The sequence below is a fragment of the Bradyrhizobium sp. CCGE-LA001 genome (assembly GCF_000296215.2).
Taxonomy (GTDB): Bacteria; Pseudomonadota; Alphaproteobacteria; order Rhizobiales; family Xanthobacteraceae; genus Bradyrhizobium.
Genome location: NZ_CP013949.1, coordinates 2107861 through 2126871, shown reverse-complemented (window position 1 = coordinate 2126871; position 19011 = coordinate 2107861). Strand labels below are relative to the sequence as shown.

Annotated in this window: 16 protein-coding genes; 9 read left to right on the top strand and 7 right to left on the bottom strand. The window is 64.9% G+C overall.

The window, feature by feature from the left end; genetic code table 11:
- Position 1 precedes the first annotated feature (1 nt).
- Positions 2-622, bottom strand: a complete 621-nt coding sequence (locus BCCGELA001_RS10140) for a CGNR zinc finger domain-containing protein (RefSeq protein ID WP_008556527.1) — start codon at positions 620-622, stop codon at positions 2-4.
- A 126-nt stretch (positions 623-748) separates the two neighbouring features.
- Here BCCGELA001_RS10140 and BCCGELA001_RS10135 point away from each other — a divergent pair, with 126 nt between their 5' ends.
- Complete coding sequence (locus tag BCCGELA001_RS10135; RefSeq protein ID WP_008556526.1) at positions 749-1600, top strand: alpha/beta fold hydrolase; 852 nt, start codon at positions 749-751, stop codon at positions 1598-1600.
- A gap of 84 nt (positions 1601-1684) precedes the next feature.
- Here BCCGELA001_RS10135 and BCCGELA001_RS10130 read toward each other — a convergent pair whose 3' ends face one another.
- Entirely contained in the window at positions 1685-2401 is a 717-nt protein-coding gene (locus tag BCCGELA001_RS10130) for a hypothetical protein (RefSeq protein WP_060735204.1), read from the bottom strand.
- A gap of 291 nt (positions 2402-2692) precedes the next feature.
- Here BCCGELA001_RS10130 and BCCGELA001_RS10125 point away from each other — a divergent pair, with 291 nt between their 5' ends.
- Together BCCGELA001_RS10125 and BCCGELA001_RS10120 are read left to right on the top strand one after the other, a co-directional pair.
- Positions 2693-3616 carry an ABC transporter ATP-binding protein gene (locus BCCGELA001_RS10125; RefSeq protein ID WP_008556524.1) on the top strand — a complete coding sequence of 308 codons (924 nt, stop codon included), beginning with the start codon at positions 2693-2695 and terminating at the stop codon, positions 3614-3616.
- Positions 3613-4374, top strand: coding sequence for an ABC transporter permease (locus tag BCCGELA001_RS10120; protein ID WP_008556523.1), 762 nt, complete (start codon positions 3613-3615; stop codon positions 4372-4374). Before BCCGELA001_RS10125 ends, BCCGELA001_RS10120 begins: the two co-directional genes overlap by 4 nt.
- Positions 4375-4478: 104 nt before the next feature.
- Here BCCGELA001_RS10120 and BCCGELA001_RS10115 read toward each other — a convergent pair whose 3' ends face one another.
- Complete coding sequence (locus BCCGELA001_RS10115; protein ID WP_060735203.1) at positions 4479-4799, bottom strand: hypothetical protein; 321 nt, start codon at positions 4797-4799, stop codon at positions 4479-4481.
- A 309-nt stretch (positions 4800-5108) separates the two neighbouring features.
- On the opposite strand from BCCGELA001_RS10115, the gene BCCGELA001_RS10110 reads away from it, so the two are divergent.
- Positions 5109-5894, top strand: coding sequence for a L,D-transpeptidase (locus BCCGELA001_RS10110; protein WP_060735202.1), 786 nt, complete (start codon positions 5109-5111; stop codon positions 5892-5894).
- Between the two features lie 66 nt (positions 5895-5960).
- Positions 5961-6953, top strand: a complete 993-nt coding sequence (locus BCCGELA001_RS10105) for a glycerophosphodiester phosphodiesterase (RefSeq protein WP_060735201.1) — start codon at positions 5961-5963, stop codon at positions 6951-6953.
- A gap of 173 nt (positions 6954-7126) precedes the next feature.
- Here the strand turns inward: BCCGELA001_RS10105 and BCCGELA001_RS10100 are convergent, their stop codons facing one another.
- Positions 7127-9406, bottom strand: coding sequence for a fused MFS/spermidine synthase (locus BCCGELA001_RS10100; protein ID WP_060735200.1), 2280 nt, complete (start codon positions 9404-9406; stop codon positions 7127-7129).
- Between the two features lie 237 nt (positions 9407-9643).
- Here BCCGELA001_RS10100 and BCCGELA001_RS10095 point away from each other — a divergent pair, with 237 nt between their 5' ends.
- Complete coding sequence (locus tag BCCGELA001_RS10095) at positions 9644-11254, top strand: phytoene desaturase family protein (RefSeq protein WP_060735199.1); 1611 nt, start codon at positions 9644-9646, stop codon at positions 11252-11254.
- 287 nt (positions 11255-11541) lie between these two features.
- On the opposite strand, the gene BCCGELA001_RS10090 is transcribed toward BCCGELA001_RS10095, so the two are convergent.
- Positions 11542-11697 carry a Flp family type IVb pilin gene (locus BCCGELA001_RS10090; RefSeq protein ID WP_144441701.1) on the bottom strand — a complete coding sequence of 52 codons (156 nt, stop codon included), beginning with the start codon at positions 11695-11697 and terminating at the stop codon, positions 11542-11544.
- Positions 11698-11861: 164 nt separating this feature from the next.
- Here BCCGELA001_RS10090 and BCCGELA001_RS10085 point away from each other — a divergent pair, with 164 nt between their 5' ends.
- Complete coding sequence (locus BCCGELA001_RS10085) at positions 11862-12749, top strand: 50S ribosomal protein L11 methyltransferase (RefSeq protein ID WP_008556501.1); 888 nt, start codon at positions 11862-11864, stop codon at positions 12747-12749.
- Positions 12750-12846: 97 nt separating this feature from the next.
- Here the strand turns inward: BCCGELA001_RS10085 and BCCGELA001_RS10080 are convergent, their stop codons facing one another.
- Positions 12847-13026: a hypothetical protein gene (locus tag BCCGELA001_RS10080; RefSeq protein WP_008556486.1), complete on the bottom strand. Its 180-nt coding sequence runs from the start codon at positions 13024-13026 to the stop codon at positions 12847-12849.
- Between the two features lie 187 nt (positions 13027-13213).
- Here BCCGELA001_RS10080 and BCCGELA001_RS10070 point away from each other — a divergent pair, with 187 nt between their 5' ends.
- The gene (locus tag BCCGELA001_RS10070; RefSeq protein ID WP_060735197.1) at positions 13214-15043 is read left to right on the top strand and encodes an aminopeptidase P family protein; all 1830 of its coding nucleotides are present in this window, start codon (positions 13214-13216) and stop codon (positions 15041-15043) included.
- A 316-nt stretch (positions 15044-15359) separates the two neighbouring features.
- Positions 15360-16634 carry a multidrug effflux MFS transporter gene (locus tag BCCGELA001_RS10065; RefSeq protein WP_060735196.1) on the top strand — a complete coding sequence of 425 codons (1275 nt, stop codon included), beginning with the start codon at positions 15360-15362 and terminating at the stop codon, positions 16632-16634.
- 169 nt (positions 16635-16803) lie between these two features.
- Here BCCGELA001_RS10065 and ligA read toward each other — a convergent pair whose 3' ends face one another.
- Positions 16804-18951, bottom strand: coding sequence for an NAD-dependent DNA ligase LigA (ligA, locus tag BCCGELA001_RS10060; protein WP_060735195.1), 2148 nt, complete (start codon positions 18949-18951; stop codon positions 16804-16806).
- Positions 18952-19011 lie beyond the last annotated feature (60 nt).

Below are 19011 nucleotides of genomic sequence, written 5' to 3'. Positions count from 1 at the left end.
GTTACTGCCGGCTCTTGAGCCGGCTGCGATGAGCGGCCTGCTTGGCGCGGTTGCCGCAGATGGCCATCGTGCACCATCGCCGCGCACGCCTGCGGGTGTGGTCCGCAAACAGCATCGTGCAGTTATGGCCCCCGCACGCCTTCACGTCGGAGAAATCCTCCTCGCAGACGAATTTCGCCAGGGCTTCCCCGATAGGCAGTAACAGCGCTTCGGGTGACCTCCAGCGCCGCATCCTTTGCAACGCAAGGCCGTCTCCCTGCTCACCGCGGCGCGGCACGATCTGCCGAAACGAGTCGTCGCGCTCCAGAACGCTGTTCAACCGGCCAAGCTCACGCAACGCCTTCGCAGTGAGAGGCTGGCCGGCATGCTTCAGAACAAAGCCCCGAAACCAATCGCGCAAGTCGCGGGCCTGACCGGCGACCTTGTCGAGTTCGCTCGGCTTTGCATGCGCCCTCAACGCCTCCAACTCCTCCGCCGGCACCAGCTTCGCCTGTGCCAGCCAGTCGATCAAACCCTCACCATCCTCGAGCCAATCGACCGGTGTATCGACCGGCGTCGCCACCGAGTTGAGGAAATCAAGCCCGAGCGAGTCGGCGATGAACATGGCGGGCGGGCGGTCCATCAAAAGTTCCTTCGCATCGTCCGAAGTCCCAATAAGTAACCTCTAAAATCGCATTGACAAGTTACGGTGCAAGGTCATAACCTGAATATTGCTATTTAACAGGTTACCAATATCATGGAGATCGGCATGACCACGACGACCTACCGCACCGCTGATGTCGACGGCTTCAAGGTATTTTATCGCGAGGCCGGCCCAAAGGCAGGGCCGAAGCTCCTGCTGCTCCACGGCTTTCCGAGCGCGGGCCATATGTTCCGCGACCTCATCCCGCTGCTTGCAGACCGGTTTCACATCGTGGCACCGGACCTTCCCGGCTTCGGCCAGTCCGACATGCCCTCGCGTGACAGCTTCCGCTACACCTTCGACAATGTCGCGAAGGTGATCGACCGCTTCACCGAGGTAATCGGCTTCAATCGCTTTGCCATCTACGTCTTCGACTATGGCGCGCCGACCGGCTTCCGGCTCGCGCTACGCCATCCCGAGCGGATCACGGCCATCATCTCGCAGAACGGCAACGCTTATGAGGATGGTCTCAGCGATGGCTGGACTCCGATCAAGGCCTACTGGCAAGACCCTTCACCGGCCAACCGTGAGGCGCTGCGCGCTTTCCTCACACCGGAGGCCACGCGCTGGCAGTACACGCACGGCGTCCCCGATCCGACACTGGTGTCGCCCGACGGCCAGAATCTCGACAATTTCTATCTGGCGCGTCCCGGCTCGGACGACGTGCAGCTCGATCTGTTCGGCGACTACAAGAGCAACGTTGCGCTCTATCCGTCATTCCAGGACTATTTCCGCACCCACAAGCCGCCGTTCCTCGCGGCCTGGGGCAAGAACGATCCGTTCTTCATCCCGCCCGGCGCCGAGGCGTTCAAGCGTGATAATCCCAATGCCGTGGTGCAGTTCTTCGACACCGGACATTTTGCGTTGGAGACGCATGCGACGGAGATCGCGGACAGCATCCGCGCGTTCTTGAGATAACGCGGAGCAAGAAGGACCACCGCCTGAGCCTCGCGAGCCGGCTTTGCCAAAGAGTGGCGCGCGAATGTTCGTCGCGCAATCACCTTAGTTTCTTGACGGAGCCGCCGCCGCCGAGTGGGAGGACCGCGGCGCGCGGGGTTCGGCAATCGGGGCAACCGGAGCACGCGAGCGCATGATCGCGGCGTCGATCTCGGCGATGACGCGGCGCTGGATCGCCTCGTTCTTGTCGATCGAGACGTGACCGACGCCCGTGCCGCGCACGTCGACATTGTCGAGCTTGCCGCGGAAACCCTCGGCGCGCCGCACCGGCTCGCCGGGACCGTCGCCGATATAGATGTTGATGTAGCGCTCCGCGCCGGTCGAGAGCTTGGTCTTGAACACGGAATCGAGTCCGATCGCGAGCTTCACGGGAACGCCGAGCTGGTTGAGCTTGGCGATCATGTCCGGCAGCGCCGTCGCGCCGGAGGAATGGCCGACCAGGATGATGGTCTTGAGGCGGCCGGCCTTGTAGGCGGACGCCGCCTCATCGGCGAGCGAGGACCAGGAGACGAAGTTGGCGACGGTCACCGGGATGCCCTGCGCCTGGAGCCGGGCGCCGATCGTGTCGAGCCCGAGCGAGAAGATGTTGAGCACGCCGCGGAGCAGATAGACATGCGTGGTCGCCGCCGCGGCCTGGCTCGGCGCGGCCTTGACGCTGGTCGGGCTGATGGCAACAGCTGACAGCAGGAGCAGGCCCATCGCCCACATACGGAGGGCGGACGACTGGCTGGCGCCGGCGGTGTGACGGCCGTTCGGTCTCATCGATCTTTTTCCCTGGGGACAATACGCATCGCGATTGGTCGGAATCGTAGCCACGGCGTGCTCGCACACGCAACAAAGAGCCGCGTGAGCGACAATCTTAGCAGCAAGCCGTGACCATCGCGCAACACTTACCTGGAACCTGCCGCCGACGGGGCTGTTTCGAGACCATTTTTCTCCCGGCAATTGCGACCGCGTAAGACCGTTCCTATCTCAGGGCACCGCTGACCCGCCCGTCCCGGCAGGTTCCAGCCTCCCTCCCCAGCTTTTGCCCCCTTAAGTCTTGCGGCCATCATGTCCTCCATCATTTCCGTCGCCAATTTGTCGAAGACCTATGGGTCCGGCTTCAAGGCGCTCAAGAACGTCAATCTCGATATCAAGCGCGGCGAGATTTTTGCGCTGCTCGGGCCGAACGGCGCGGGCAAGACCACGCTGATCTCGATTATCTGCGGCATCGCCAACCCGAGCGAGGGCCGCGTCCTCGTCGGCGGCGAGGACATCCAGACCTCCTACCGCAAGGCGCGCTCCTTGATCGGCCTCGTGCCACAGGAATTGCACACCGACGCGTTCGAAAGCGTGTGGGCGACCGTGAGCTTCTCCCGCGGCCTGTTCGGCAAGCCGAAGAACCCTGGCCATATCGAGAAGGTGCTGAAGGACCTCTCGCTCTGGGACAAGAAGGACAACAAGATCATCACCCTCTCCGGCGGCATGAAGCGCCGCGTAATGATCGCCAAGGCGCTGTCGCACGAGCCGCAGATCCTGTTCCTGGACGAGCCGACCGCCGGCGTCGACGTCGAGCTCCGCAAGGGCATGTGGGAGGTGGTGCGCACACTGCAGCAGTCCGGCGTCACCATCATCCTCACCACGCATTACATCGAGGAAGCCGAGGAGATGGCCGATCGCATCGGCGTCATCAACAAGGGCGAGATCGTCCTGATCGAGGACAAGACGACGCTGATGCAGAAGCTCGGCAAGAAGCGGCTGACGCTGCATCTGCAGACCAAGATCACCGCGCTGCCGGAAAGCCTCGCGCAGTACGAGCTCGAGCTGTGCGACAACGGCGCCACGCTGGTCTACGATTACGATACCCAGGGCGAGCGCACCGGGATCACCAGCCTGCTCGGCGATCTCCGTACCGCCGGCATCCGCTTCAACGATCTCGACACGACGCAATCGTCGCTCGAGGACATCTTCGTCGACCTCGTGAGGACGTCATGAATCACCGCGCCATCCGCGCCATCTATCTGTTCGAAATGGCACGCACCTGGCGCACGCTGCTGCAAAGCATCGTCTCGCCGGTGGTCTCGACCTCGCTCTATTTCGTAGTGTTCGGCGCCGCGATCGGCTCGCGCATCAGCCAGGTCGAGGGCGTCAGCTACGGCACCTTCATCGTGCCGGGCCTGATCATGCTCTCGGTGCTGACGCAGAGCATCGCGAACGCCTCGTTCGGCATCTACTTCCCGAAATTCACCGGCACGATCTACGAGATCCTGTCGGCGCCGATCTCCTATTTCGAGATCGTGATCGGCTATGTCGGGGCCGCCGCGACCAAGTCGATCATTCTGGGCCTCATCATCCTGGCGACGGCCGGCCTGTTCGTGCCGCTGCACATCCAGCATCCGATCTGGATGCTGGCCTTCCTGGTGCTGACGGCGGTGACCTTCAGCCTGTTCGGTTTCATCATCGGCATCTGGGCCGACGGCTTCGAGAAGCTGCAGATGATCCCGATGCTGGTGGTGACGCCGCTGACCTTTCTCGGCGGCAGCTTCTACTCGATCGACATGCTGCCGCCCGCCTGGCGCACGGTCGCGCTGCTCAACCCGGTCGTCTATCTGATCTCCGGTTTCCGCTGGAGCTTCTACGAGATCGCCGACGTCAGCATCGCCGTCAGCGTCGGCATGACCGTGGCGTTCCTGGTGGTCTGCCTCGTCGTGATCTGGTGGATTTTCCGCACCGGCTACCGGCTGAAGAATTAGCCGTCATTCCGGGGCGTGCGAAGCATGAGCCCGGAATCCATCCATCCACTGATTTTGCCGCTGATGAATTCCGGGCTCACCCTTTGAGCGCCTCGGAATGACGATCAGCGATAGCAGTGGAAATGGTGATCCCCGTCGTAATAGCCGCGGCAGCGGTGGCGGTAATGACGGTGGGGAATTCCGAGCACGCCCTCGACAGCGCCAACCGCGCCGCCGACACCGGCCCCGACGACACCGCCAACTGCGCCGCCCACGGGACCTGCGATCCGGTTGCCCTCATAGGAGCCTTCCTGGGCGCCGCGCACGATGCCCTGGGCGTGGCCGGCTTGCGGCAGCGACAATAGCGCGAGCAGGATGGCGGCGGCTGCGAACAGCAAACGGACGGGCAAACCGGCCGGCATGGCGGCGACACGGGCTTTGTTCATCTTCGGTCCCAGAAGCTGTAAAGAGTCGGCGGCGGACGCCGCCTGTCGAGGTGTCCACGATCAACGCGCGGCGCGGCGGAATGGTTGCGCCTTTGTGACGAATTGTCGGCGTTGTGAACGCACGTCCGGCTCGCGAAAATGTCAGCGCCGCCGCACCCTGCGTGGCACCAGCGGCCTTGCTTACGTCAGGCGTCGCGTTAACGATGGGCGGCCAGGCCGCTGGAACGAAAGCCGGATTGCAGGCATAGTGCACGCCGGGGGACGGAGAGCCGCGGCGCTAGCATGAACAGGCCGGAGGCCAGAAGTCCGATGCGTTCGTTTTTGATTGCTTTCACATCCCTGATGCTTTTGAGCGCGGGCGCCGCGCAAGCCAAGGTCGAGATCACCGTCGACAAGGACAATCAGCAGATGACCGTCGCGGTCGACGGCGTCGCGCGCTATCACTGGCCGGTCTCGACCGGCCTGCCTTCGCGCGAAACGCCGAACGGCGCGTTCCGTGCCTTCCGCATGGAGGAGGATCATTACTCCAAGGAATTCGACGACGCGCCGATGCCGCACGCGATCTTCTTCACCAAGGTCGGGCACGCCATCCACGGCACGGACTCGGTCGGCCGGCTCGGCTCGCCGGCCTCGCATGGCTGCGTGCGGCTGTCCCGCCAGAACGCCTCGACGCTCTATGCGCTGGTACAGCAGCAGGGCGTGCTCAACACCACGGTGACGCTGACCGGCTCGGCCCAGGTAGCGATGGCGCGTAATCCGCGTGGCCGCAATGCCAATGCTGTGGCCCGTGCCCAGCAGCCGCCTGCCGAAGAGCAATACGCCACCACGGGCGATCCCGTGAACCTGGCGCCGCCTGCGCAGCCCGCGCGCCGCTACATGCCGCAGGACGACAACTACATCTATCCGGCCGACGGTAGCGACACCGGTGCGCGCTATCCGGCGCCGCGCTCGGCCACCCGTCCGCTCTATGACGCGCAGGTCTATCAGCAGCAGCCGCGTCCCTATTACGACCAGGGCTATGGCCAGCAGGGCTATTATTATCAGCCGCAGCCCCGGCAGGTTTATCAGCCACGCGGCTATTACTATCAGAATTGACCTGGGTGGCGGTCGCCATCGACCGTCCTCTCCGAACCAGAACGATAGATATCCCTTCGAGGCACCATGCCATCACGTGCCGCGACCGTTGTGACTGTGCTGTCGGTCCTGATGGCGGGGCAAGCCATGGGATCGGATTTGGGTTTCGACCTCGAAGCGCATCGCGGCGGACGCGCGCTGCTGCCGGAAAACACCCTGCCGGCCTTCGCCAACGCGCTGTCGATGGGCGTGGACACGCTGGAGCTCGACGTCGGCGTGACCGCGGACGGCGAGGTCGTCGTTTCGCATGACCGCGGGCTCAATCCCGATCTTGCCCGCGATGCGGGCGGCATCTATGTGCGCCCACCCGGTGCCCCCCTCGTGAAGCTGCGGCTCGACGAAGTCAGGACCTATGATGTCGGCCAGATCCGTCCCGATAGCGCCTATGCGAAACAGTTTTCGGACCAGCACGCCGTGCCGGGGACACGCATTCCCACCCTGCGCGAGCTGTTCGCACTGGTGCGCAAGTCCGGCAACACGCGCGTGCGCTTCAACATCGAGACCAAGATCGATCCGAACCGCCCGGATGAATCTCTTGAGCCGCAGGCGTTCGTCACCAGGCTGCTCAGCGTGATCGAGGCCGAAAAATTTTCCGACCGCGTCATGATCCAGTCGTTCGATTGGAGAACGTTGCAGCTCGTGCAGCAGCAGGCGCCGAAGATGTCGACGGCCTACCTGACGCTCCAGCGCGGCACAAGCACAGTGGCGCTCGACAAGGCCACGCCTTGGACGGCGGGATTCAATCCGGCCGATCACGGCGGCTCGCTGCCGCGGACGATCAAGGCCGCGGGCGGCACAGTGTGGTCGCCTCATTTCGGCGATGTGACGGCGGCACTGATTTCAGAGGCACACGGGCTCGGACTGCGCGTCGTGGTGTGGACGGTCAACAAGCCCGATGACATGGCGCGCATGATCGAGCTCGGCGTCGACGGCATCATCTCGGACCGGCCGGATCTGCTGCGGCAGGTCGCTGGCGAGAGGGGAATTGCGTTGCCGGCGGGGACGCCGGTGGCACCGTAAGATGGTCTATTGTCCCGGACGCGGCGCAGCCTAGGCGATGCGTAGCATCGTCCGGCAACGCTGCTCCGCAGAGCCGGGACCAGACTGACGCGCCATGGGCCCATGGGCCCCGGCTCTGCAGCGCATCACTTCGTGCTGCGCAGCGTCCGGGGCACGAGATGCGTTCGAGCTTCCTACTCCCCGTCCCGATAACGCCGGTACAGCGCGCCCAGGATGTTGGAATAGTCGTCGCTCCAGACCCGCACCCTGTCGTCGGCCTCGGTCTGCTCCCATGACTTGTTGGAGGCGAGCCTGCCGATGTCGGTCTCCTCCCGCGCGGAGATGACGACGTCGGTCGAGAAGATGTAATCGGCATCGCGCCCGGAATCCTCGTTGAAGACCCAGCTCTTGAGATCGTTGGCGTCCGCAATGCCGACGACGACGGTCTCGAGATCGAGATGGCGGTTGGAGACGTGCATCACCACGGCGCCGTGCGGAGCGAGCTTGTCCTTGTAGATCTTCATCGCCTCCTTCGTCGCAAGATGGATCGGAATCGCATCGGACGAATAGGCATCGACGATGATGAGGTCGTAGGCGCCGTCGGGCTCCCTGGCGAAGGTCAGCCGTGCATCGCCGATCACCGGCTTCATCTCCGGCATGCAGCTCGAGATGTAGCGGAAATTCTTGGGATCACGCGCGGCATCCACCATCGACTGGTCGATCTCGAAGAATTTCCAGTCCTCGCCAGGCGCGGCGGCGCAGGCGAGCGTGCCCGAACCGACACCGATCGCGGCGACCTTGATCGGCGCGCCCTTGCGCTCGCGGATTGCGGTGACGGCCTGACCGATGCCGCCGTCCTTGTGATAGTAGGTGATCGGCTCGGGCCGGCCGGTGATCTGAGCGCCCTCATTGTTGCGGAAGCGTTCGGCACCATGGATGGTGGTGCCGTGCATCAGCACGTGGAAATAGCCGCCGGGGGTTTCCACGATCTTGTGTACGCCGAAGAAGCTGCGCACGGTGGTGACGCGTCCCTCGTCCGCCGGATAGATCCGGATCAACGCCAATGCGAGAGCGACGGTCGCGAAAATCTTCCAGCGATCGGCATTGAGCGCCAGCGCAAGCAGCGCGGCGAGCACGCCGACGGTGCCGGCGACCCAGACGCGGTGGTCCTCGAACCAGGTCGAGAGATCGCCGGTCGTGGTGGATGGCGCCACGATGGCCACCGCGAGGGCGGCGAGGGCCAGCCAGTACCATTTGACGATGCCGGCGAGACGCTCGGTCGCGGGCGGCCGGCACAGCGCAGCGAGCGCGATCAGGATCGGATATTCGGCGATCCACGAGAAGGTGAACGGCGCAACCAGGCCGGCAAAGAGACCGCCGACCATGCCCCCGAACGACAGCGCGACATAGAAGCCGGTGAGATATTTGGCGGCCGGCCGGGTCCGCGCGAGTTCGCCGTGGCAGGCCATGGCGATGACGAAGAAGCACAATTGGTGGCCGCCGAGCGTGAGCAGCAGGTTCTGCTCGCCGCCATAGGCCAGCAGCACGACCACGCCCGCGATCGCGACCGGCTGGAGCATCAGCATCCATTTGTGCGGCAGTAGCGGACGCGACTGGAATACGACCACCCAGGTGAGCAGATACAGCGACAGCGGCAGCACCCACAGAAGCGGCGCGGCCGCGACGTCGGTGGAGATGTGCGCGGTCACCGCGATGAGCAGGCCGGATGGCACCGCGGCCAGGAAGATCCAGCGCAGCCGCGTCAGCACGCCAGGCGCCGGCGCGTTCACCTCCTCGGTTCGCGCGTCGACCTCGGCGAGCTTCGGCGAGCGCAACAGCAACATGCCGCAGGCAGCGATCAGCAGGATCAGGAGGCCGTATCCGGCGGTCCAGAACCGGTTCTGCGTGTGCAGCGCGAACATCGGCTCCAGCAGGAACGGATAGGACAACAGCGCGAGGAAGCTGCCGATGTTGGAGGAGGCATAGAGGAAATACGGATCGTGCGCGGCGGGATGGCCGGTGCGGACGAACCAGGCTTGCAACATCGGATTGTTGGCCGCGAGCGCGAAGAACGGCAATCCGATCGAGACCACGAACAGGCCGAGCAGCCAGACCGCATAGCCCGAGGCGGGAGGCTCGCCATAGGCGGAGGCGATGCCGAGCGGCAGCGTCGCGAAGGCCGCGACCAGCAGCACCAGATGCACCGCCACCGGAACGATGCGGCTCCTCGCCTGCATCAAGAGATGCGCATAGGCGTAGCCCGCGAGCAGCAGCGACTGGAAGAACACCATGGCCACCGACCACACCGCCGGCGAGCCACCGAGCCGCGGCAGCACCATCTTCGTGAACAGCGGCTGCACCGAGAACAGCAGGAGCGCGCTGACGAAGATCGCGGCCGTGTAGACCGTCAGCAGCAGCCGGTTGCGCGACGAGGACGGCTGCTCCGTGGCGGCGGGTTGCACGATCGAATCCATGAATGCTCCGGCTCAAACCCGGCGGGCGCCGGACGCGCGCAATGGAGCACAAGGCGCCTGATGGGGCAATAAAGGGGCACGTGATGTTGCAGCGAGGAACGCTTGATATTAGACGGTCGTTCCGGGGCGATGCGAAGCATCGAACCCGGAACCTCGAGATTCTCCGGTGCGGAGCCCGCACCATAGTTCTCGCTTCGCGAGCCCCGGAATGACAGTAGACTAGGCCTTGCATTCCTCATGACCGAAACCGACGTCGTCATCATCGGCGCTGGCCATAACGGCCTCACCTGCGCGGGCTATCTGGCGAAGGCAGGCCTGCGCGTGCGGGTGGTCGAGCGCCGCAAGGTCGTGGGCGGGGCCGCGGTGACGGAGGAGTTTCACCCAGGGTTCAGGAATTCCGTCGCGGCCTACACCGTGAGCCTGCTCAATCCGCAGGTGATCGGTGACCTCGAGCTCGCCGAACACGGCCTGCGCGTGGTCGAACGCCGCGCGCAGAATTTCCTGCCCGCGCCTGATGGCAGCTATCTGCTCACGGGCGAGGGCCGGACCAAGGCGTCGGTCGCGCGGCTGAGCGCGCATGATGCGGACGCGCTCGACGCATTTTCGCGCGAGCTGGAGGACATCGCGGATGTGCTACGCCAATTCGTGCTGCGTGCGCCACCCAACCTGCTTGACGGTTTCGGCACGAGCGCGATCCGTGAGGCCGTGAACGCATTCAAGACCGCCAATATCCTGCGCGGCCTCACGCTGGAACAGAGCCGCAGCCTGCTCGATCTCTTCACCCGCTCGGCCGGCGAAATGCTGGACGAGCGTTTCGAGCATGATCTGGTCAAGGCGCTTTTCGGCTTCGACGCCATCGTCGGCAATTATGCCAGCCCCTACGCTGCGGGCTCGGCCTATGTGATGCTGCATCATGCCTTCGGCGAGGTGAACGGCAAGAAGGGCGTCTGGGGCCACGCCATCGGCGGCATGGGGGCGATCACGCAGGCAATGGCGCGCACGGCGCGCGATCGGGGCGTCGTGATCGACACGGAGGCAGGCGTGCGCGAGGTCATCGTCGAGCGCGATCGCGCGGTCGGCGTCGTGCTGGAGAGCGGCATCGCGATCCGCGCCAAATATGTCGCGTCCAACGTCAATCCGAAGCTGCTCTATACGCAGCTGATCGCCGCCGACGCCCTGCCCCAGGATTTCCTGGCGCGCATCCGGCATTGGAAGAACGGCTCCGGCACTTTCCGCATGAACGTGGCGCTGGATCGCTTGCCCTCGTTCACGGCGCTATCAGGCGATGGCGATCACCTCTCCTCGGGCATCATCCTGGCGCCGAGCCTCGGCTATATGGACCGCGCCTGGCTCGATGCCCGCGCGCAGGGCTGGAGCCGCGAGCCCGTGGTGGAGATGCTGATCCCCTCGACGCTCGACGACACGCTGGCGCCGGCAGGCAAGCATGTCGCGAGCCTGTTCTGCCAGCACGTCGCCCCGGAGCTTCCCGATGGAACGTCATGGGACGACCACCGCGAGGGGGTTGCCGATCTCATGATCGCGACCGTGGACAAATATGCCCCCGGCTTTGCGGCGAGCGTGCTCGGCCGCCAGATCCTCTCGCCGCTCGATCTCGAGCGGCAGTTCGGCCTTTTGGGCGGCGACATCTTCCACGGCGCACTGACGCTGAACCAGCTGTTCTCGGCGCGGCCGATGCTGGGCCATGCCGATTACCGCGGCCCGCTGAAGGGCCTCTATCATTGCGGCTCCGGCGCCCACCCCGGCGGTGGCGTCACCGGCGCCCCCGGCCACAACGCGGCCCAGACCATCCTAAGGGATCACCGGTCGTTGTTCGGAAGCCGTGGATAGGTCTGTGGATGGACTGTGGGGAGGCTGTCGAGAGGTGTGTGGTCAGGAAGTGGATGTCCGCGCACGGGCGAGCGGGGCAACCTTGGGGAAATGGCAGGGAGAACCGCTGGAGCAATTGCGGGAAAAACCGGTGGATTGCCGTCGCGCCGACTTCGGACAACCTGTGGAGACCGCCGCAAAGCCGCCCCCTCAAACGACCTCGCCCGCCAGGGGGCAAATCCCCTCGCGGGCGCTGGTCAGAACAGCCGATGAAGAAAGTAGCCCCCGCTGGGAAATGGAGGCGGAAATTACTTCAAAGATGAGCTAATCGAACCGAACTTCTCGTTCATGGTGGTGCCCAGGCTGTTCACCACGGTGATGATCGCCAGTGCGATGCCAGCTGCGATCAGGCCATATTCGATCGCAGTTGCACCCGATTCGTCCGACCAGAACTTCAAAACCATGCGCTTCAAGACTCGCCTCCGTTTCCATTTCAAGCTGTGTTGGCTCCGCCAAACATCCGGAAATCTACGGCATGCAACCTACGGCCGAGTTAATGATGGAACCGCAAGTTATCCGGAAAATTTGGAACAAAAGTTCCAACAATTGAACCCGACGGAAGACTAGAATGCAGCTCTCCCCTACGCATCGCGCCAGCTTCTCGATCGGCAACGAGGCGGCCGCCAAGCGCGTGGTCGATGTGCTCACCGAGGTGTTTTTCGAGGGCGATGCGGCTGTGGCAGCCTTCGAACGGCCGGACGGACAATGGGACGTCACGCTGCATTTTGCCGAGGCGCCGGACCAAGCGCTCCTGCGCGAACTCGTTGTAAATTCGGCAGGAAATGAGATCGCCGAGACGCTCACCTTCGACACGGTCGAGGCCAAGGACTGGGTCAAGGCCAGCTTGGAAGACCTCGTCCCGGTGCCCGCCGGCCGCTTCGTCGTGCACGGCAGCCACGACCGCGAGCGGGTGGCGGCGAACAAGCTCGGAATCGAGATCGAGGCGGCGCTGGCCTTCGGCACCGGCCATCACGGCACCACCCGCGGCTGTTTACTGCTGCTTGACCATGTCCTGAAGAGTTCCCGTCCAAGGAACCTGCTCGACCTCGGCACCGGGACGGGCGTGCTGGCCATCGCGGCGGCCAAGGCGCTGCATCGCGCCGTGCTCGCCTCCGACATCGACGCGCCGTCGGTGCGGGTGGCAGCTGAGAATGCGATGCTGAATGAAGTCGGCAACCATGTGCGGGTGATCCGCGCCACCGGCTTCGCCGCGCCGGATTTCGGCAAATGCGGTCCGTTCGATCTGGTGCTGGCCAACATCCTCGCCAACCCGCTCAGGCAATTGGCGAGCCCGATGGTGCGGCACCTTGCTCCCCGCGCCCACGTCATCCTCTCCGGCCTGCTCACGCATCAGGCCCCCGCCGTGATCGCGGCCTACCGCGCGCGCGGCCTCGTACCGCTGCGGCATCTGCGGATCGAGGGATGGAGCAGCTTATTGTTGAAGAAACTGTCGTAGGGTGGGTTAGCGTAGCGTAACCCACCTCTTCTGTCAGCGTGGAGACAGACGTGGTGGGTTACGCCTTCGGCTAACCCACCCTACAAATCCGGCGTCGCTATTCCGCCGGCTTCTTGTCCTGGCGCGTCGCGCGCTCAGCTTGCAACGTCCGCCTGGCGCGGCGCTCGGCGAAACGGTCGATCATCTGGCTGATGAGGCCGCGCGGCTTCTTTGGCGTTGCCACAGCCGGGGCGCGGCGCGCCGGCGGCGAAATCTTCTCAAACGTGAATGATGGCATCGTGTGTCCCCTCGCCGTTGAGATGAACCACCTGCTCGAATTTCCCTGTCATCCGGACGAAGCGCAACTGCCGCACCCTTTACTCCACTCAATTCGAATGGAACTCTTTCAAGCACAGTCCATGCCAGATGCGACGCAAATGCGTCTAGATTGCGGACTGATCCCCATGATCCTAGAGTGATCCACCATGTTCGAAGCGCACTTCCAGACATTCGAGGAGCCCGAGGCCGGCGTTGCATTGACGGCGCGCCTTGCTGCACTCCGTGAAGAACTCGCCCGCCGCAAGCTGACCGGGTTCGTAATCCCCCGCGCCGACCAGCAGCAGAATGAATATGTGCCGCCGTCCGATGAGCGGCTCGCCTGGCTAACCGGCTTCACCGGGTCGGCTGGCTTTGCGGTGGTGCTGACCCAGGAGGCCGCGATTTTCGTCGATGGCCGCTATACGCTCCAGGCCGCCAAGCAGGTCGATACCAAGGCTTGGGCGGTGGAATCGCTGATCGACCCGCCGCCGGAGAGCTGGGTGGCGGCGCATCTGAAGGCCGGCGACCGCCTCGGATTTGATCCGTGGCTGCACACTTCTTCGGCAGCCGAGCGCCTCGCTGTCGCCTGCGCCAAGGCCGGCGCCGAATTAATCGCCGTCGACGGCAATCCGGTCGACGCGATCTGGCAGGACCGGCCGCAGCCGCCGCTCGCCCCGGTGACCGTGCATGGACTCCAGCATGCCGGCATCAGCGAGGCCGACAAGCTGGCGCAGATCAGAACGGAAATCGCCAAGCTCGGCCTCGATGCGCTGGTGGTGTCGGACAGCCATGCCGTGGCCTGGACCTTCAACATCCGTGGCGCCGACGTCGCGCATACGCCGCTGCCGCTATCCTACGCGCTGGTACCGAAGGACGGCCGTCCCACCATCTTCATCGACCACCGCAAGCTCTCCAACCTCACGCGCGACCATCTCGAGCAATCCGCTGACGTGCGCGAGCCGGATGCGATGGCGCCGACGCTGATGGCGCTGGCCAAAAGCGGCGCCGCGATCGCGCTCGACAACGCCACCGCGGCCGACGCCCTCAGCCGTCTGATCGCGGGCGCCGGCGGCAAGCCGGTGCGCGGCAGCGATCCGATCGCGCTGTTGAAGGCGGTCAAGAACGCAAGCGAGATCGCGGGCACACAGACGGCGCACCGGCGCGATGCCGTAGCGCTGGCGCGCTTCCTCGCCTTCATCGATCGCGAGGCGGCAAGCGGCAAGCTCACCGAGATCGACGCGGTCGAGGCGCTGGAGACGTTTCGCCGCGATACCGGCGCGCTCAAGGACGTCTCGTTCCCGACCATATCGGGCACGGGCCCGAACGGCGCCATCGTGCACTACCGCGTCACGCGCAGGAGCAACCGGCGGATCGCGCCCGGCGACCTTCTGCTGATCGATTCCGGCGCACAATATGAAGACGGCACCACCGACGTGACCCGCACCATGGCCGTGGGCGAGCCGACGGAGGAGATGCGCGACCGCTTCACCCGCGTCCTGCGCGGCCATATCGCGATCGCACGCGCGGTCTTCCCCGATGGCACCACCGGCGCTCAGCTCGACACGCTGGCGCGGCAATATCTGTGGGCCGCCGGCGTCGATTTCGAGCACGGCACCGGCCACGGCGTCGGCAGCTACCTCTCGGTGCATGAAGGGCCGGCGCGGATCTCCAAGCTCGGCACCACGCCGCTGAAGCGCGGCATGATCCTGTCCAACGAGCCCGGCTACTACAAGACCGACGGCTTCGGCATCCGCATCGAGAACCTCGAGCTGGTCGTCGCCGCCGACATCAAGGGTGCCGAGAAGCCGATGAACGCGTTCGAGACGCTGACCCTGGCCCCGATCGACCGCCGGCTGATCGATGTCGCGATGCTGAGCCGCGACGAGCTCGATTGGCTGAACGCCTACCACGCGCGGGTGCGGGCCGTGGTGCGGCCGGCGCTGGACGAGGCGACGCAGGCCTGGCTCGATCAGGCGACGGCGGAGCTTACGGCCTAGCGCGCCCGCATGGCGCTACGCGATTTGCGCAACGCTGCCTCCTACACCTCAGCTGTCATGCCCCGCGAAAGCGGGGCATCCAGTATCCCAGAGACAGTAACCCTATACTGAGAAGCCGCGGCGTACTGGATTCCCCGCCTTCGTGGGGAATGACACCAATGATGCGGCATGAGCGCACAACATCTCGGCACGCGCCCCGCAAAATAACGGCGTCCGCACACCGCGTCCCGGAATCCGTATAGCCGCATTCCGAAACGCCGATATCCGTCTTGCGCGAGCGCGTTACAGTCGATTCGAATTCGAAAGACGGACACGCATGCACGGCATGATCAGCAAGCCGCCGGGAGCGGCCACCGACATCGCGACGTCGCGCCTGGTGTTGCTGCTGCTGGTCGTGATGACCGGGATTGCGCCGATCTCGCTCTACATGTTGGTTCCGGCACTGCCGGTGCTGGCGACGAATTTCGGCAGCGACATCTCGATCGCGCAGATGACGGTGTCGCTCTACATGGTCGGCATCGCGCTGTCGCAGCTAATCATGGGACCGCTGTCGGACAGGCTCGGCCGGCGCCCGGTGCTGCTCGGCGGGCTGGCGCTGATGGTCGCGGCCAGCATCGCCTGCATCTTCGCGCAGACCCTGCCGCAGTTGATCGCCGCGCGCTTCTTCCAGGCCCTGGGCGGCGCCGCCGGCATGGTGGTGAGCCGCGCCATCATCCGCGACATCTACGAGCGCGACCGTGTCGCCTCGATGATCAGCCTCGTGGTCGCCGCGTTGATGATCGGACAGATGGTCTCTCCGCTCACCGGCGGCCTGATCGAGACCGCTTTCGGCTGGCGCGCGATCTTCTACGCCATCACCATCGCCGCGATCCTCGTCGCCGTCGGCATCGCGGTCGCGCTGCCCGAGACGCGCCGCAGCCGCACGGCCGGCAGCGGCTTTCGCCGCGATATGGGCATCCTGATCCGCAACCGCGCCTTCGTCGGTTACGTGATGTGCCAGGTGCTGGCCTCGCAGATCATCTTCACCTTCGCCGGCGGTGGCCCCTACATCGTGGTGACGCAGATGGGCCGGAGCAGCGCCGAATACGGCGCCTGGTTCGCGAGCACGGGCCTTGCGTTTCTGGTCGGCAATCTGCTCTGCGTACGCTTTGCGCCCCGGCACTCGCTGGAGAAGCTGATCTGGTTCGGGCTCGCCCTCCAGCTCTGCGGCAGCCTGTTGAACCTGTCGTGGAGTTTCATGGGCTGGAACGAGGCGCCCGCCTGGCTGTTCGGGACGCAGATGATCGTGATGGCGGGCAATGCGTTCGTGATGGCGAATTCCGCCGCCGGCGCCATCAGCATCCGTCCCGAAGCCGCCGGCACTGCCTCGGGCGCGATGGGCTTCCTCCAGCAGGGCATCGGCGCGCTGATGTCGCAGTTCGGCGCCTATCTCGGAGGTCATTCCGCCACGACACTGCCGCTCACCTCGGCGGTGCTCGCCATCTCGCTGCTCTGCGCCTGCATGATGTTCTTCGTCGTGCCCCGGCGCGAGGTCGTGGTGAGCGAGGCGCTGATCGAGCAGGCGGAGGAGGAAGAGAGCGGGATGATGTAGCTGTCGCTGTGGGCGACGCCTGTTCAACGCGTCAGGTGTCATCCCCCGCGAAGGCGGGGGATCCAGTACGTCCCGGCCCATCGACTCAATTGCAGCCGCCGCAGCATACTGGATCGCCCGGTCAAGCCGGGCGATGACAGTGGAGTGAATTGCACCAGGGCGCCCTGCCTCACTCCCCGATCAGCTTCAGCCAATCGTCCTCGGTCAACACCTTGACGCCGTGCTTGTTGGCTTCCGCGAGCTTGGAGCCCGCGCCGGGACCGGCGACGACGAGGTCGGTCTTCTTCGACACCGAGCCCGACACTTTTGCACCTAAACGCTCCGCAGTCGCCTTCGCTTCATCCCGCGTCATCTTCTCCAGCGAGCCCGTGAACACCACGGTCTTGCCGGCGACGGCTGAATTGCTCTTCGGCTTCTCGGCGTCGACGATCTCGACCTCCCCGGTCAGCCGCTCGACGATGCCGCGATTGTGGCTCTCGCCGAAATAATCGGCGATGCTCTTGATCACGGTGTCGCCGATCTGGTCGAGCGCGTCCATGTCCGCCATCGCTTCCTCGTCGCCCTCGGCCACCTTCAGGCAGGCGTCGTGGAAGGCGTCCCAGGAGCCGTAGCCGCGCGCCAGCGCCAGCGCCGTGGTCTCGCCGACATGGCGCATGCCGAGCGCATAGACGAAGCGCTCCAGCGCGATCCTGCGCCGGCTCTCGATGGCGCCGAACAGGTTGCGCACCGAGGTTGCGCCATAACCCTCGATCTCTTCGAGCTTGAGCTTCGCGTTGCGCTTCTCCAGCGTGAAGATGTCGGCGGGCTCCCTCACCCACCCCTCATCGAAGAAATACTGGAGCTGCTTTTCGCCGAGGCCGTCGATGTCGAAGGCGCGGCGCGACACGAACAGCTTGAGGTGCTCGATCTTCTGATAGGGACAGGCGAACTCGCCGGTGCAGCGGGCGCGCGAGCCCTCCTCGCCCGCCGCCGTCTCCTCGCGTGTGACGTCGGTGCGCAGCGGACACGGGCATTTCTTCGGGAAGTAGAATTCCTTGGCGGTCTTCGGCCGCTTGTCGAGCACGACGTCGACCACCTGCGGGATAACGTCGCCGGCGCGCTGGATCACGACGGTATCGCCGATCCTGATGTCGCGGCCCTCGCGCAGCACCTCGCCCTTGTTGCCGATGCCTTTGATGTAGTCCTCGTTGTGCAGCGTGACGTTCTGCACGATGACGCCGCCGACGCCGACCGGTTCGAGCTTGCCGACCGGCGTGAACGAGCCGGTGCGGCCGACCTGGATCTCGATGTCGCGCAGCACGGTCATGGCACGCTCGGCCGGGAATTTGTGCGCGATGCCCCAGCGCGGCGTTCGCGAGACGAAACCGAGCCGCTCCTGCCAGTCAATACGGTCCACCTTGTAGACGACGCCGTCGATGTCGTAGTCGAGCCTTGCGCGCTGCTCCTCGATCGCATGATGGAAGGCGAGCAGCTCCTCGACGGAATGGCAGAGTTTGGTCAGCGGATTGGTCTTGAAGCCGCAGCGCTCGAACCAGCCGATCATGCCGCTCTGCGTCGCCTCGGGCATCGCGCTCATCTCGCCCCAGGCATAGGCGAAGAAGCCGAGCGGACGCGAGGCGGTGATGGTCGGATCCTTCTGCCGCAGCGAGCCTGCGGCCGAGTTGCGCGGATTGGCGAAGATCGTGTCACCGGCGGCCTTCTGCCGCTCGTTGAGCGCCAGGAACGCCTTCTTGGTCATGTAGACCTCGCCGCGCACCTCGCAGATCTCGGGAACGTTGCGGCCCTTCAGTTTCTGCGGCACGTCTTCGAGCGTGCGGATGTTGGCGGTGACGTCTTCGCCCACCGCGCCGTCGCCGCGCGTCGCCGCAGTGACGAGCTCGCCGCCCTCGTAGCGCAGCGACATCGAGAGGCCGTCGATCTTCGGCTCAGCGGAGAAATCGACCTTGCCGTCGTCGAGCTTCAGGAAGCGCACGATGCGGCCGACGAAGTCGCGTACGTCCTCTTCGGCAAAGGCATTGTCGAGCGACAGCATCGGCACGGCGTGCCGAACCTTCTTGAAGCGGCCCGACGGCGCCGCGCCGACCTTCTGCGACGGCGAGTCCGCGCTGACGAATTCCGGGAAACGCTTCTCGATCGCGTTGAGACGCTGACGCAGAGCGTCGTATTCGGCGTCCGTGACGGTGGGCGCGTCCTCCTGATAGTAGCGCTCGTTGTGTCCCTCGATCTCTAGCGACAACCGCATATGCTCGACCTTGGCCTGCGCCTTGGTGAGCTCGGCGACGTCGCGAAGCGGTTTCGATTTTGCTGCTCTTGCCATGGCGCTTGGATACGACGGAGCGGGCGGAGGGGTAAAGGCTTGTGGAAATCTCGTGCCCCG

Coding starts and splice junctions, on each gene's coding strand:
- BCCGELA001_RS10140 (WP_008556527.1), bottom strand. CDS start 622: ATGGACCGCCCGCCCGCCATGTTCATCGCCGACTCGCTCGGGCTTGAT.
- BCCGELA001_RS10125 (WP_008556524.1), top strand. CDS start 2,693: ATGTCCTCCATCATTTCCGTCGCCAATTTGTCGAAGACCTATGGGTCC.
- BCCGELA001_RS10085 (WP_008556501.1), top strand. CDS start 11,862: ATGCAGCTCTCCCCTACGCATCGCGCCAGCTTCTCGATCGGCAACGAG.
- BCCGELA001_RS10115 (WP_060735203.1), bottom strand. CDS start 4,799: ATGAACAAAGCCCGTGTCGCCGCCATGCCGGCCGGTTTGCCCGTCCGT.
- BCCGELA001_RS10135 (WP_008556526.1), top strand. CDS start 749: ATGACCACGACGACCTACCGCACCGCTGATGTCGACGGCTTCAAGGTA.
- BCCGELA001_RS10120 (WP_008556523.1), top strand. CDS start 3,613: ATGAATCACCGCGCCATCCGCGCCATCTATCTGTTCGAAATGGCACGC.
- BCCGELA001_RS10090 (WP_144441701.1), bottom strand. CDS start 11,697: ATGGTTTTGAAGTTCTGGTCGGACGAATCGGGTGCAACTGCGATCGAA.
- BCCGELA001_RS10095 (WP_060735199.1), top strand. CDS start 9,644: ATGACCGAAACCGACGTCGTCATCATCGGCGCTGGCCATAACGGCCTC.
- BCCGELA001_RS10080 (WP_008556486.1), bottom strand. CDS start 13,026: ATGCCATCATTCACGTTTGAGAAGATTTCGCCGCCGGCGCGCCGCGCC.
- BCCGELA001_RS10065 (WP_060735196.1), top strand. CDS start 15,360: ATGCACGGCATGATCAGCAAGCCGCCGGGAGCGGCCACCGACATCGCG.
- BCCGELA001_RS10100 (WP_060735200.1), bottom strand. CDS start 9,406: ATGGATTCGATCGTGCAACCCGCCGCCACGGAGCAGCCGTCCTCGTCG.
- ligA (WP_060735195.1), bottom strand. CDS start 18,951: ATGGCAAGAGCAGCAAAATCGAAACCGCTTCGCGACGTCGCCGAGCTC.
- BCCGELA001_RS10130 (WP_060735204.1), bottom strand. CDS start 2,401: ATGAGACCGAACGGCCGTCACACCGCCGGCGCCAGCCAGTCGTCCGCC.
- BCCGELA001_RS10105 (WP_060735201.1), top strand. CDS start 5,961: ATGCCATCACGTGCCGCGACCGTTGTGACTGTGCTGTCGGTCCTGATG.
- BCCGELA001_RS10110 (WP_060735202.1), top strand. CDS start 5,109: ATGCGTTCGTTTTTGATTGCTTTCACATCCCTGATGCTTTTGAGCGCG.
- BCCGELA001_RS10070 (WP_060735197.1), top strand. CDS start 13,214: ATGTTCGAAGCGCACTTCCAGACATTCGAGGAGCCCGAGGCCGGCGTT.